Here is a 13,905-nt window from a genome sequence, read left to right as displayed (position 1 = left end):
ATGGAAATTAGAAAAAGTACGAGAAATGATTTAGATACAATTTTAAAATTATATGAACAGGCTAGAATATTTATGAGGGAAAATGGGAACCCAAAGCAATGGGGAAACCATTATCCGGAAGCCTCTTTGATTGAGGAGGATATCGAAAAAGAAGTAAGCTTTGTCTGCGTGGATGGGGATAAAATAGTCGGAACATTTATGTATGACAAAGGGCCGGACAAGACCTACTTAAAAATTGATGAGGGCGAATGGCTCAACGATGATGCATACAGTGTGATTCACAGAATAACAGCCGCAACAGGTACAAGAGGCGTGGCAAGCTTTTGCCTTGCATGGGGATACGACCAGTGTAAGAACTTAAAAATTGACACACATGAGGACAACATTCCAATGCAGAGACTTTTGCAGAAGAACGGATTCAAGCAGTGCGGTATCATTTATTTGGAAAACGGCGAGGAAAGAATTGCGTTCCAAAAAGCCGGGGAAAAATAGCGGGAGAGTTTCAATGAATATCAACAAGAATGATGTTTTTACAGTTAGAATAGAAGATATGGGGAGCGAGGGTGAAGGTATCGGAAAATCTGAGGGCTTCACTTGGTTTATCAAGGACGCAATCATCGGTGATGTGGTCGAAGCAAAGGCGATGAAGCTCAAAAAGAATTATGGTTATGCCAGACTTTTGCAGGTTTTAGAGCCTTCCATTCACCGCATAGAGCCAAAGTGTGAGTTTCACAGGCAATGTGGAGGCTGTCAGATACAGGCGCTCGATTACAGCCAGCAGCTTTTGTTTAAGCAAAATAAGGTGAGCAACAATCTAAAGAGAATTGGCGGCTTTGAAAATCCAAACGTGCTTCCGGTTATCGGTATGGAAAATCCCTTTTATTATAGAAACAAAGCGCAGTTCCCAATCCGTCAGGATAAGGACGGAAGCATTATCACAGGATTTTACGCCGGGAGAAGTCATACGGTAATCGCAAATACAAAGTGTTACCTTGGCATAGATGCAAATGAGACGATTTTAAAAAAGATAATTCGGATTATGGAAGAAAACCATATATCCGCATACAATGAGGAAACCGGTACAGGACTGGTGCGGCATGTGCTAATCCGTGCAGGATTTACGACAGGCGAAATTATGGTCTGTCTTATTTTGAATGGGGATAAATTCCCGTGTGAGGACAAGCTTGTGGAAAACCTGCGCGAAGTTGAAGGCATGACGAGTATCTCTATCAATGTAAACAAGAAAAATACGAATGTGATACTGGGAGACAAAGTAAGAACTCTGTGGGGACAGGACTATATTACCGATTACATCGGAGCAATCAAATATCAGATATCACCGCTGTCCTTTTATCAGGTAAACCCAATCCAGACAAAGAAGCTATACGAAACGGCTCTGGATTATGCCGGACTTTCAGGAAATGAGACAGTATGGGATTTGTACTGCGGTATCGGCACGATTTCACTATTTTTGGCACAGCGCGCCAAAAAAGTGATGGGCGTTGAGATTGTACCTCAGGCAATTGAGGATGCAAAAAACAATGCAAGAATCAACGGAATTACCAATGCAGAGTTCTACGTGGGTAAGGCAGAAGAGGTTCTCCCGAGGAAGTACAAAGAAGACGGAGAATACGCAGAAGTCATAGTCGTTGACCCTCCAAGAAAAGGCTGCGATGAGACACTGCTCGATACCATCGTGCAGATGGGACCAAAGAGAGTCGTGTATGTGAGCTGCGATTCTGCCACGCTAGCCAGGGATTTGAGATATTTGTGTGATAGAGGATATGAGACGGTGAAGGTGCAGCCAGTGGATATGTTCGGACAAACTGTGGGAGTTGAGTCAGTTGTTCTGCTGTCAAGGACCGAAGGGACGCCGAGAGCAGATTACAACTGACCATGCGATAGCTGTCCAAGAAGTCGAGCCGAAGGCGAAGGCTGATTGGAGACAGCGAACCGCTGAGTCATACTGTCTGCGATACAAAGTGAAGTAATAAATAATAAAATATACTAGGAGAAATATAATGGAAATTTTAATGAATTTACTGCTTATGTTAGGCGGAGTCGCGGTATTTATGTTTGGCATGAAGCAGATGAGCTCTGGTTTAGAACGAAGCGCAGGATCAGGGATACGAAATCTTTTTAAAAAAATCAACAAAAACAGAGTCTTTAATTACGGAATCGGAATTGGGGCTACCGCACTTGTTCAATCTTCCTCAGCCTCTTCGATTATGACAGTCGGACTTGCTCATGCGAATATTGTAACAGTCAAGCAAGGTTCAGGTTTTATTTTAGGTGCAAAAGTAGGTACCACCCTTACCGCATTTATATTTGCCCTTTCAGGTATCAGCAAAGGCGGCTTTAGCATCAGCTCTGTTTTTGCAGCGGTTGCGTTTGTCGGCGTTATCATTATTTTTTCCACTAATAACGAATTCCTTAATAAAATCGCGCCATTTTTAATCGGATTTGGAATGCTGTTTATTGGAATGGAAGTGATGGAAAGTGCAATCGGTGGATCAGATTCGACGCTGAGCATTCAACTCTCTAAAATATTCAAATATGAAATCATGCAAAATCCCATTTTGCTGGTGATATTAGGAATTCTCTTTACAGGCATCATACAGTCATCTACGGCAGCAACGGGTGTTTTTATTGCTTTCTTGGCGACGGGAGTTATCCATAATATAGATCAGTCATTTTTCTTAATGATGGGAGCAAATATAGGAACCTGTAGCGATGGCATTATGGCATCTCTGACCACAAACGCCAACGGGAAACGTATCGCATTATTCCATGTAATTACCAGTGTAATTGGCGCGACAGCATTTTCGATTATTCTGATTCTTTTCAGAATACCCATTACTGATATGTTTGAAGGTCTGTTCCCCGGAAAACCCCAGTTTAGCCTTGCAACATTTAACCTGATTTATAATACTCTTTATACCTTAGTGTTGCTCCCATTGATCGATCCGTTAGTCAATTTAGTGACAAGATTGGTAAAAGATAAGCAACAGAATCTGGAAGAATTGTCATATATTGATGAGCGTTTCTTGCAAACTCCGGCGGTTGCCATTGAACAGGCATTAAAGGAATTGTACGATATGGCAATTCTTGCAAAGGAGAACCTTGATCGTTCTTTTACTTCCTTGGTCAAGGAAGATATGAGTGAAAGCAAAAAAATTGCCGATGTTGAATACCGTATTGACTTCTTAACAAATAAGCTAACAAGCTTTTTTATCAAAATTTCATCAGTTACTAAATTTGCTGATGACGAAAAACTGATTGGCGGATTGCATCATGTAACAAATGATATTGAACGACTGGGCGATTACGCGGTACTTTTGGTAAAGGAAACTAGCTACATGAAGGAAAATGAGGTAATATTTTTAGATCAGACCAAAGATGAGCTTAACCAAATCTATGGGAATATATCCGAAATGTTTGACTTAGGGTTTGATGCGTTTACAAATCGTAGAACCGAAAATTTTAGAGAAATTTCAAACCTTCACAAGGAAATTAAAAAGCTAATATCCTCAACGCGTAATGAACATGTGGCGCGCCTAAGCTCGGGGATGTACCCTGTTGAGGTATCCAAAAGCATTTATTCCGTTCTGTTTTCATTACAAAGAATATCGGATCATATTGTGAACATAGCTTTTTCAATTCGATCCACCACCGGAAGTAAAACAGAAGCATTGCAAGCTATTGAAAGAGAAAAGAAAAAAACGGAAAATGCAGATCGTAAGACTTCTCTATAATCCAATAGGAAGAAGTGTCCCGAGAAAATTGAATAAAATAGACTTTAAAGGCAATTCTGCCTCGTCACATGACAAAATCTCTGTTTCTTTGATTAACGAAGAAATCAGAGATTTTTCTTTTTATTACTGATTTTATCAAAGTATGCTAATAGGGTGTGGATGTTCTCTAAGGGGATGGCACCTTGCCGCTTTGTGCGGGAATGAAAACAGAGCAATTTTTTACTATAACGGATAAGCGCAATGCTTTACAATCAAAACAAAACTTGAAAGGGGTATTAACTATGAATTTATTTGAAAAATTTGAATCTGGAAAACTTGCACTACCATCTGGTCTAACTAATTTTGAGTCTGTGGCATGGTCACCGCACGCAAAGTTTGAAGGTGTAGCATTAAAGCACCTTATCACTGCGAAGGATACCAACGGAGCGTTTAGCTATCATCTTGTTCGTATAGCACCTAACAAAAAAATCGGTAAACATATCCATGAAACACAATTAGAAACGCATGAGATAATAGCCGGCAACGGTGTATGTGTTAATGATGGAAAAAAATTATCATATGAGGAAGGTGTTATTTCTATTTTTTGCGCAGGCATAGAACATGAGGTAATCGCTGACGCAAATGGCTTATATTTGTTTGCAAAATTTATGCCAGCTTTGTGTTAGTGTCGATTATGTAATCTTTTGAAGGATTGTTTATATTCAGATGGAGTAATGCCAATTATATTCTTGAAACATTTAATAAAATGACTTTGATCGTAAAAACCTAAGTCCGTAGCAATGGCTGTTAAAGGCTCACCGTCTTCTATTAACCGCTGCGCCCTGCGGACTTTGTTTTGTATTTGGAACTTATGCGGTGTCATTCCGATGTTTTGCTTAAAGCGTTTAATATAGTGATATTTGCTGAAAAATATATTGTCTGCCATACTCTGCACACAAATGTTATTTTCGGGATTTTGACACAAGATGTAAGCACTTGATAAAATGTTGCTGTCAAGCGGTTGAAATGGCTCACAATGATAAAGAGCTTCGACTGCGTTTGCCAATAACGTATGATTAATGGTTAGCGGTAATTGAGAAAGAAGGTCCGTAAGCATATTGTATAGAGTATTCGATTCATATTTCGCGACAAGGTCTTTATGAATACATAGCGATAGCATAGTATAATTTTCAGGCAACAATAGCGCGTGTATTTGATATGGCTTAATCACAAAAAAGCTATTAGGAGAGAAGATGGCTATTTGCTCATCGCATTTGAGTGTAACGCTTCCTTCCACAATTAAGCCTATTATATACACAGACACATGATTGTGCTCCTTGTATGTAATAAACTTATTTTTGAGACGTATAATCTCAAGATATTCAGAACGATAATAGATTGTATGGTTCATATAGTTCACCTGCCTGTTTTATCATATTATAATAGACTTTATCGGTAAAGTATATCATATTAATTAACGACTTACTGAGTTGCGATTGTGAAGTTGAGGAAACTGCTATATAATAGTATTCACATATGTTGTTAGTGTGACGCATTGATAGGTAAGAAGCTAAATGAAGATTGGATGATTTATGAAAAATTTTGAAAATAATATTCGTAGGAGGTTCACCCGAAAGTTGTGGCTTATATTTTTAATGATATTCATACTTTTGGCGGTAATAGGTAATATTCTTTTACCGCCTAGTTTAGGAAAAGTAAAACCGTTTTTGAATGAAAAAGGGGAATTTTTAGAAGGCAGCATTTCTGAAAAAACATTTATCAAGATAAATGGTACAAATCAGGGAATGTTTATTAAAGGAAAAGATGAAACAAAACCGGTATTATTGTTTGTTCATGGCGGACCAGGTATGTCTGATTACTTTTTAGCTGAACAATATGCTGCCGATCTTGAAGATGAATTTGTAGTTTGCTATTGGGAGCAGCGAGGGACGGGACTTTCATATAATCCAGATATCCCACTTGATACAATGAACACAGAGCAATTTGTTTCAGACGTTATCGAGGTTACAAATTATCTTCGTGACCGTTTCAGACAGGATAAAATTTATCTGATGGGGCATTCGTGGGGTACATATCTTGGCATAAAGGCGGCTGCTCAAGCACCAGAGCTATACAACGCTTATATTGCCATGAGTCAGATTGTAAATCAATCTGAATCCGAGAAAATTGCCTATACCTATATGCTGGAGCAGTATGAAAAATCCGGGAATACGGATAAAATAAATCAGCTGTTAAAATATCCAATCCAAGCTTCGGACGAAAGCCTGGAAGCTTATTTGAATTCTTCTGTGCGAGATAATGCTATGCACGAACTTGGAATCGGAACCATGCACAATATGGATACAGTCATAATGGGTATTTTTTTGCCATCATTAAGGTGTATAGAATACACACAATTGGAGCGAATTAACATTTGGCGCGGAAAGGCATTTTCATCTCAAACAGATTTGCGCAAGGAAATGTACGGTTTTTCCGCTGTGGAAGAAATTCCCGAATTGAAAACACCAGTTTATTTTCTGGCGGGAAAATATGACTACACCTGCTGCTATTCCTTGCAAAAAGAATATTTTAATACATTAAAATCCCCGATCAAGGGTTTTTATACCTTCGAGGAATCTGCTCACAGTCCATTGTTTGAAGAGCCATGTAAAGCAAAACGGATTTTATGTAAGGATGTGCTAAATGGCATTGTGACAATGGCAGATGAATAATAATAATCAGCCTTGGTTACGTGTGGGTCAGGATTGCTGCTACAGTTTTTAGCAACATGGACAACTTTTATTCGATGTGCTATACTTAGCACTGGTTAGCCTTATCTAACCAGTGCTAAATTTGTTACGAAAGGAGTTGCCTCTATGGACAATTTAAATGAAAAGGATAAGAAATTTTCTAGAGAAAGCCTTGCTGCCGCGCTTCAGATTTGGAATCGGGCGGCAATTTCTCTTGTTGATATACGCCATAATCTGATATCCCCAGAGGACCCAATCCTCAGCTACCGGCTGCCCGCCAGCACTTTCCTTTATATCAACGGAGGGAAGTCGGAGCTTCGCCTCAATAATGTACCGTATCAAGTCTCACAGTTTGGGATGTTCCACGGAGGACAAGGAACAGAGTTAACCCTTATGCCGCGGTGTGACTGGACAGAATATTATATAATTCTCTACAAGGCAGGGGAGCCTTCTACACGTAAAAGGGAGTATGCACGCCTGCTGGATGTAACCAATCCTTTCAGACAACAATATGGCTTTGTGCCAAACAACCCTGTTTTTCTTTCCGAGCTTCTCAAGAAAATGTACGAGAAATGGAAAGGTCCGACTCCCTTAAATCTGTTTTATGGTAAAACAGCCTTCTATCAGTTGGTTTACGAGATATATGAGGAATTAGAAAAGGAGCATATTCCCGTTCTTCAGCCGGATATTGTGGCAATGGCACAGCACTTTATAGAACAGTTCTATGCACAAAGCATTAACATTCAGGATATGGCAAATGTTTTTAATGTAAGTTATAGTCATCTGCACAGAATTTTTTCGCGCCAAGTGGGGAGATCTCCACAGGAGTATCTGATGGAGATACGGCTGAACGCTTGCAAATCTTGGTTGGAACAAAGTGAGCTGTCTATGCGTGAGATTGCTCGCGGCACTGGATTTTCCAACGAATATCACTTTAATCGTATGTTTGTCAGGCATGTAGGAATTACTCCTGGCGAATATAGAAAGAAAATGACAATAGATAGGAGAGATTTTGCTATTGGTAATTGTATTCCTTTTTCGTATAATGAAAAAAGCCGAGTTAGTAGTAACGAACTCAAAGGAAAAGGAGATTATTTTATGTTTAAGCAAATGAGAAGTAAAGCAGTGATGGCGACAGCACTTTCCCTTATGCTGATGCTTTCAGCTTGTGGTACAACTTCAGCAAATACGAGCGGGGCAGATTCAGCCTCCACTTCATCGGTGACAAGTCAGGTAACGGAAACAGAGGCAGCTGAATCTGTGGAGGACGGAACAAGGACAATTAGTACTGTAATGGGTGATGTTGAGATACCGGTGAATCCCCAGAGAGTAGCTTGCTATACTTGGGCGGGTGACCTCTTGGCGTTAGGTATTACTCCCGTTGTCAGCAACGATGCGGAATTGCCTATTATGGAGGATGCGTTGGCCGGTACTGAAATGTCTTGGTTTGAGGAGCCTGAGGAGGTTATGGCTGCTGATCCGGACTTAATCATTATCCGCGACAAAGAACAGTATGAAGATTACAGTAAAATAGCCCCTACATTAGTAGTGGAATATGATATGTCCCTTGAAGAAAGAATCCAGTTTTTCGGAGAAGTATTCGGTATAGAGGAAAAAGCGCAAGAGGCTTTAGACTCTTTTGATGTAAAAGTGGAAAAATATGTTCAAGATTTTAAAGATGCAGGTATTTACGGAAGATCTATCACAATCATGTTCTATAATGAGACTGCTCCATATATATATGGTGATGATTTTGGTTTTGGCGGGCAAGTGCTGTATGATCTTTTAGGGTTTCAGGTGCCTGAAGCCGTTCAGAGTGGAATAATTGATACCGGAGAAGGGTATAAACAGGTTTCTTGGGAAGTAGTCGGTGACTATCTGGATGCTGACTATATACAGGTTGGTGAGGAAACGCTGACGGAACTTGAGAAAATAAGTGATAATGCCGTTTGGAATAGTATTGAAGCAGTGAAAAACAATAAAATTATTACCTATTCAAGAAACTATGACAGAAAATCACTTTATGTAATAGATAAAATTTTGGATTATTACTATGGGCAGTTCATGGGGTTAGAAAAAAACGAGTAGTTGGTGTGATGGTGATGCTGTTTTCATATAACAAATCTTATTTTAAACTTAAGTTATAAAAAATATTGTTGGTATTTTTTAAATAATTAGAAATAAAAAAATGGGAGTAGTTGCATATTATCTAGTAGATAAGCGCTCGTCCCATTTTTTTGTTTTTCAAAATAAGGTTATTTTTCCGTAATAAGAAGAATAAAAAAGATATATTGAAATACTGTGTTAAAGAGCCAGCAATTGATTTACATTTCATTATGCTTATGATAGAATATCCGATGTATATCTGCCGATTTCATAATAAAAATGTTGATTTACAAAAGGAGTAATGAATGAAAAATATAATTGAAAGAAATCATATTACTGTAGTAGGAACAGGAAAGGAAACAATAGTTTTGGGGCATGGCTTTGGCTGTGATCAAAATGTATGGCGTTATATTATTCCGTATTTAGAAAAAGATTATCGACTTGTGCTATTTGATTATGTCGGATCTGGGAAATCGGACAAATCACAATATAATATAGAACGCTATAGAAACCTTGATGGATATGCACAAGATTTAATAGAAATATTGGATTGTTTTGAGATTCGTGATGCTATATTTATAGGGCATTCGGTTAGCTCTATGATTGGAATATTATCGTCTATACATAATTCAAAATATTTTAAAAAGATGGTATTAATTGGGCCATCTCCAAGATATATCAATGATGAACCAGACTATTATGGTGGATTTAATCACCAAGATATCAATGAAATTCTTACTTTTATGGAAATGAACTTTTTAGGATGGGCAAGTGCTAATGCGGCAGCACTGATTGACAATCCAGATAAGCCAGATTTAGTGGAGCAGCTTGAAAATACCTTTACAAGTGAAGAGCCGGGAATTATGAAATATTTTGCGAGAGCAACCTTTCTATCGGATTACCGAAAGGAACTGCAATTGGTCACAACGCCTAGCTTGATTTTACAATGCTCTGTGGATAGTATTGTGCCGCTTGAGGTTGCAGAATATATGAAGAATAATCTACAAAACAGTGACTTAAAAATACTTGATTCGAGAGGGCATTATCCACATTTAAGTATGCCGAAACAAACAGCAGAATACATTTTAGATTATATTAAAGGACGTGAATAAAATGAATAGACAGATGTACCGGATACCGTGTGGTTATCTTTTGCTAAATGAACAAGGGATGATTCTCGAATCGAATGAGTACTTTGCAGAGCTTTTGAACTATGAGCAGGAACAAATAAGCGGGCTTTATATGGAGCATTTTTTGTCCTCCTCTAGTAAAATAGTCTTTCATTCATTATTTTTGATGCAGATGTTTTCGTTAGGTCAGTTGGAGGAAATCTACTTAACGCTAAAAACAAAAGACGGTGTAGATATTCCCATTCAGTTAAACGGCAAAGTAACAAATTTGGACGATAAAAAATGTATCGAATGTGCTTTTGTTAAAATAACGAAAAGAAAACAATACGAACAAGAATTGCAGTTAGTAAGAGATGAATTGGAAAAAGCATATGAGTTAAAAAATCAGGTATTAGAAAAAGAAAATCGTTTGAGAGAATTATTTGAAACGATATTATTTTCTATTCATGAAGGAATTATAGTTACAGATGATGTAGGAAATATAAGGTTTATGAATAAGCTGGCTGAAAAGTATACCGGTTGGACCTCCCAAGATGCTACGGGTAAGTCTTTTGCAGAAGTTTTTTATACCATCGAGATACAATCTAGAAAACAATGTGAACCTATCATTGGTAATAAATTTATTATAAAAAAGGGGCATGATTATATTCGTGATGTTATTCTTGTTTCCAAAGATGGAAGAGAACGTTATATACAGGGTACTTCAGCCTTTCTTACAAAAAGTGAACAAGTAACAGGAGCCGTAACAACTTTCCGCGATATTACAAAAGAATATTTGCAGGAAAGTGTAATTGACAGTTTTTTAAATGTTAACATGGATATTCTATGTGTTTATGATATGGATATGAGTATTCATAAAGTAAATCATAGATTTGCAGAGATATTAGGCTATCCGGAAGAGGAATTACTTGGCAAACAGTTTGTTGAATTTATTCAAGAAAGTGATATATTGCTGATAGAAGCAGCCATTAATAAAATGAAAGATTTTCAAGATGTTCAAGAATTTACAAGCAAAATTCAATGTAAGGATGGATCGTATAAGTTTTTTGAGTGGAGAATTCAACTTAGCATGGGGCAATATATTTTCGCTTCTGCCAGAGATGTCACATCCAAAACTATAGAAAATGAACAATTAATAAACAAAGCGCTGCGAGATCAACTGACAGGCTTGTATAATAGACATTACCTCAATCAAAAGATTTATGATGAAATGAACGAATGCGATAAAGCAGGTCAAAAATTAGCGATGGCAATTATGGACCTGGATCGGTTTAAGCTTGTAAATGATACATGGGGACATCCGATTGGTGATGAATTGTTAAAGGTAACCGCTCAAATTGCAACGAATAATCTGAGAACATCTGATTGGGTAATCCGGTTTGGCGGTGAGGAATTTGTTATAATCCTGCCACAGACATCCTTGGAAGAAGCTATTATTGCCTTGGAGAAAGTGAGAGTCGCTTTTGAAAACAATACACATCCGGTTACCGGAAAACAGACGCTGAGTATTGGAGTTGCCGAGAAAAAAGATGAGGAGACCTTTCAATTGTGGTATGAAAGGGTCGATGGAGCATTGTATCGTGCGAAGACCGAGGGCCGAAATAGGATTGTATCCATGTAGTAGACCTAATAAAAAAATAAATGAGATACTGGGAAACAAAGTGAGAACACTGTAGAAACAGCGAGTCGAAACAACAAAAGACGTAAAGCCACAGCTTCACGTCTTTTGTCGTTTATGCAGATTCTTCTCCTGATATTCGCTAGGTGTAATTCCCTTATAACGCTTAAATACCCGTGCAAAATAGTATGCATTTTCAAAGCTTAATATATCACCTACGTGGCTGATGCGACATTTACTTGGGAAAAACAATTTTTTGCCAACTCATCAACTACTTCAAATTCCCAATTATATAACTCGTCAATTCCCTTGCGGTCCATTTCACGCGAGATAAGATTTTCGGGATAAAGAAACTGAATGGAAATCATAGCATATCCATCTAAAATGCCGTTTTTCCAAAAAAGCAGCTTCCACTTCCTTCGGAATATCCGAAATAGACATAAAGTGTCTTACAGCACCGGATAGTGTCTGGCCTTCATTTACTTTCTGATACCCATCCTTTACCGAAGAATCATTCATCTGTCTGCGTATATCTACTTCAGCCTTTGCCCTTTCAAGACTTTCCTGCAATACTTCCGGTTCCAACATAGTTTTAATCAGATAGTCCACCGCATGGTAACGCAGGCTGTCTCTTGCCAACTGAAATTCCTGTAGGTTGGAAAGCATCACAAAGGTAATTTCCGGATACTGTCTGTTTGCTGTCTTTAACAGCTCGACTCCATCCATAACCGGCATATTTATATCAGCAATGATAATATCAGGATGAAGTTTTTCTATAATCTCCAATGCCTGCTTTCCATTTCGTGCATTTCCTATAAGCTGGCAGTCAAACTTTTCCCACTCTATCATACTCTTAATACCTGCAAGAACCAACGGCTCATCATCCACTAGCAGTACTCTATACATTTCATACCTCCTTTTTTATGCGTACAGTCACACGGGTAAAGCTTCGCTGCACACTTTCGTAAGAAAGTCCGCATTCATCTCCGTAAGTCAGCTTTAAACGGCTGTCTACATTGGAAACGCCGATTCCTGCCATTCCACGCAGATGGGGATTTACAGCAGACTCTCTAAGAACTTTCAGCTCTTCTTCAGACATGCCAACACCATTGTCCTTTACTGTTATGAGTAAATAATCTCCCTCTTCATAAGCAGTCAATGTAATGGTTCCACACTCTCCGGTTGGCTCGATTCCGTGAAAAATAGCATTTTCAACCAGCGGCTGCAATGTAAATTTAATTATCTTATAAGAATAGAACTGTTTATCAATATGATTTTCTATCTTTAACAATTCCATAAAACGGACAGACTGGGTATCCACATAATCCTGTAACAAGGAAATCTCTTCCTCAAGAGTAATCTTTTCCCCTACACCCTTTGCCAAATTTTTAAGCAGATTGGAAAGGCTCTTTACCGTCTTTTCTATTCCTGGATTTTTTTGAATGACAGCCATCCACCGGATAGAGTCCAAGGTATTATATAAAAAGTGAGGGTTTACCTGACTTTGCAATAAGGCAATTTCATCGTGTTTCTGCTTAATATGCATTTATAGAGTATCAGAAGACGCCTCCTAAGGCGGCTAACCCTCAAAGCACTGCCTTTTCACATAGCGGTAATTATATTCTTCGGGGCGGCTTAGATCAGCTTCAAAACACCTATCTTCATATGCACTGTGGCTGTCTGGGAAGCGGTCACGGACATGCAGATTTGCTCCATGTGGACTTATATGGTTATGGAGAAGACATTCTTATTGACAGCGGGCGATACAATTATCAAGAGAGTCCCATACGGCAAAAACTAAAATCAGCGGCTGCGCACAATACCTTTACAGCAGATAATAAAGAATTTACTGTTTATCAAAATAGCTGGGATTACTCCCCGATTGCTATGCCGGTAAAAGGAGAATATAATTTTACAAGCCGAGTGGACTATATCAGCGGCGGACATCTTGGATATTTAGGAAAAGGGCTTTATGTTTCCCGCAAAATTGTTTTTATCAAGCCGGATATCTATTTACTGTTTGACGAAGCTTATGGGAAAGGTCAGCATGATTACACACAATACTTCCACTTTAATAATAAAGAGTGCGTAACACTGGAAAACGGGATTGTACAGTATAGGGGGAGTCATGCCAGAGCAACCTTGCTGCCTCTGACGCCGAAAGCAGAATGTTCACTTGTGAATGCTCCTCTTTCCCGCGTCTACAATAAGCTGGAAGAAGGCAAATGTCTTGAAGTTAACCATCGGGCTGTGGGAAATACCTGTATGATAACGGTTATATCGGTATCACCCGCTGAAAATGCTCAGGACATAGCAGCAGAATTGATTCCGGTATCCCTTACCAGGACCGGAGAAGTTCTTGGAGATGACTATGCCCATGCCGTCAGGCTGCATAAAAATGGAGAACAATACACGGTTCTTTGTCTTCATCAGGAGGTTATTTCAGAGGTTGGGCTGTTGGAAGCCGGAGGCTTTCAAGGTTATGGAAAGGTATTGGTATTTTCCGATGAGGAACCGCAGGGATTGTGTCTGGCGTGGTAATTGATTTATCATTGGAATGAAATCAA

The 13,905-nt window shown here is 38.7% G+C and carries 13 protein-coding genes; 9 read left to right on the top strand and 4 right to left on the bottom strand.

The features are described from left to right. The 4 genes from CTY48_RS16280 to CTY48_RS16260 all read left to right on the top strand — a co-directional run bounded on the left by CTY48_RS16280 (nucleotide 1) and on the right by CTY48_RS16260 (nucleotide 4,420). A complete protein-coding gene (locus tag CTY48_RS16280; RefSeq protein ID WP_099469505.1) occupies nucleotides 1–492 on the top strand; it encodes a GNAT family N-acetyltransferase in 492 nt (163 codons plus the stop codon). A 13-nt stretch (nucleotides 493–505) separates the two neighbouring features. Then, nucleotides 506–1,894 (top strand): 23S rRNA (uracil(1939)-C(5))-methyltransferase RlmD, encoded by a 1,389-nt coding sequence (rlmD, locus tag CTY48_RS16275; RefSeq protein ID WP_099469504.1) that lies wholly within the window; start codon nucleotides 506–508, stop codon nucleotides 1,892–1,894. 127 nt (nucleotides 1,895–2,021) lie between these two features. After that, on the top strand, nucleotides 2,022–3,755 hold the full coding sequence (locus CTY48_RS16270; protein WP_099469503.1) for a Na/Pi cotransporter family protein: 1,734 nt from the start codon (nucleotides 2,022–2,024) through the stop codon (nucleotides 3,753–3,755). Between the two features lie 182 nt (nucleotides 3,756–3,937). Further along, nucleotides 3,938–4,420: a cupin domain-containing protein gene (locus tag CTY48_RS16260; RefSeq protein WP_236355002.1), complete on the top strand. Its 483-nt coding sequence runs from the start codon at nucleotides 3,938–3,940 to the stop codon at nucleotides 4,418–4,420. Here the strand turns inward: CTY48_RS16260 and CTY48_RS16255 are convergent. Beyond that, complete coding sequence (locus CTY48_RS16255; RefSeq protein ID WP_099469501.1) at nucleotides 4,417–5,145, bottom strand: AraC family transcriptional regulator; 729 nt, start codon at nucleotides 5,143–5,145, stop codon at nucleotides 4,417–4,419. The genes CTY48_RS16260 and CTY48_RS16255 overlap by 4 nt on opposite strands. 226 nt (nucleotides 5,146–5,371) lie before the next feature. On the opposite strand from CTY48_RS16255, the gene CTY48_RS16250 reads away from it, so the two are divergent. The 4 genes from CTY48_RS16250 (at nucleotide 5,372) to CTY48_RS16235 (ending at nucleotide 11,341) form a co-directional block, all read left to right on the top strand. After that, a complete protein-coding gene (locus tag CTY48_RS16250; RefSeq protein WP_236354999.1) occupies nucleotides 5,372–6,466 on the top strand; it encodes an alpha/beta hydrolase in 1,095 nt (364 codons plus the stop codon). A 144-nt stretch (nucleotides 6,467–6,610) separates the two neighbouring features. Further along, complete coding sequence (locus tag CTY48_RS16245; protein ID WP_099469499.1) at nucleotides 6,611–8,572, top strand: AraC family transcriptional regulator; 1,962 nt, start codon at nucleotides 6,611–6,613, stop codon at nucleotides 8,570–8,572. A 323-nt stretch (nucleotides 8,573–8,895) separates the two neighbouring features. Then, on the top strand, nucleotides 8,896–9,702 hold the full coding sequence (locus CTY48_RS16240; protein WP_099469498.1) for an alpha/beta fold hydrolase: 807 nt from the start codon (nucleotides 8,896–8,898) through the stop codon (nucleotides 9,700–9,702). A 1-nt stretch (nucleotide 9,703) separates the two neighbouring features. Continuing rightward, nucleotides 9,704–11,341, top strand: a complete 1,638-nt coding sequence (locus tag CTY48_RS16235) for a sensor domain-containing diguanylate cyclase (protein WP_099469497.1) — start codon at nucleotides 9,704–9,706, stop codon at nucleotides 11,339–11,341. Between the two features lie 96 nt (nucleotides 11,342–11,437). Here the strand turns inward: CTY48_RS16235 and CTY48_RS20105 are convergent, their stop codons facing one another. From CTY48_RS20105 to CTY48_RS16220, 3 genes are all read right to left on the bottom strand, one after another. After that, the gene (locus tag CTY48_RS20105) at nucleotides 11,438–11,590 is read right to left on the bottom strand and encodes an AraC family transcriptional regulator (protein ID WP_099469496.1); all 153 of its coding nucleotides are present in this window, start codon (nucleotides 11,588–11,590) and stop codon (nucleotides 11,438–11,440) included. A 69-nt stretch (nucleotides 11,591–11,659) separates the two neighbouring features. Then, nucleotides 11,660–12,244: a response regulator gene (locus tag CTY48_RS16225; protein WP_099469495.1), complete on the bottom strand. Its 585-nt coding sequence runs from the start codon at nucleotides 12,242–12,244 to the stop codon at nucleotides 11,660–11,662. Nucleotide 12,245: 1 nt separating this feature from the next. Beyond that, nucleotides 12,246–12,884: a sensor histidine kinase gene (locus CTY48_RS16220; protein WP_099469494.1), complete on the bottom strand. Its 639-nt coding sequence runs from the start codon at nucleotides 12,882–12,884 to the stop codon at nucleotides 12,246–12,248. 2 nt (nucleotides 12,885–12,886) lie between these two features. Here CTY48_RS16220 and CTY48_RS16215 point away from each other — a divergent pair, with 2 nt between their 5' ends. After that, nucleotides 12,887–13,879, top strand: a complete 993-nt coding sequence (locus CTY48_RS16215; protein ID WP_099469493.1) for a heparinase II/III domain-containing protein — start codon at nucleotides 12,887–12,889, stop codon at nucleotides 13,877–13,879. Nucleotides 13,880–13,905: the final 26 nt, after the last annotated feature.

This window comes from Konateibacter massiliensis (genome assembly GCF_900184995.1).
In the GTDB taxonomy this organism is placed as follows: domain Bacteria; phylum Bacillota; class Clostridia; order Lachnospirales; family Lachnospiraceae; genus Lachnotalea; species Lachnotalea massiliensis.
The sequence above is the reverse complement of the archived record's forward strand: the minus strand, read 5'-3'. Positions and strand labels throughout refer to the sequence as shown.

Bases quoted from the DNA above. Each gene is read 5' to 3' on its own strand.
- CTY48_RS16280 (WP_099469505.1), top strand. From the start codon at position 1: ATGGAAATTAGAAAAAGTACGAGAAATGATTTAGATACAATTTTAAAA.
- rlmD (WP_099469504.1), top strand. From the start codon at position 506: ATGAATATCAACAAGAATGATGTTTTTACAGTTAGAATAGAAGATATG.
- CTY48_RS16270 (WP_099469503.1), top strand. From the start codon at position 2,022: ATGGAAATTTTAATGAATTTACTGCTTATGTTAGGCGGAGTCGCGGTA.
- CTY48_RS16255 (WP_099469501.1), bottom strand. From the start codon at position 5,145: ATGAACCATACAATCTATTATCGTTCTGAATATCTTGAGATTATACGT.
- CTY48_RS16245 (WP_099469499.1), top strand. From the start codon at position 6,611: ATGGACAATTTAAATGAAAAGGATAAGAAATTTTCTAGAGAAAGCCTT.
- CTY48_RS16240 (WP_099469498.1), top strand. From the start codon at position 8,896: ATGAAAAATATAATTGAAAGAAATCATATTACTGTAGTAGGAACAGGA.
- CTY48_RS16235 (WP_099469497.1), top strand. From the start codon at position 9,704: ATGAATAGACAGATGTACCGGATACCGTGTGGTTATCTTTTGCTAAAT.
- CTY48_RS16225 (WP_099469495.1), bottom strand. From the start codon at position 12,244: ATGTATAGAGTACTGCTAGTGGATGATGAGCCGTTGGTTCTTGCAGGT.
- CTY48_RS16220 (WP_099469494.1), bottom strand. From the start codon at position 12,884: ATGCATATTAAGCAGAAACACGATGAAATTGCCTTATTGCAAAGTCAG.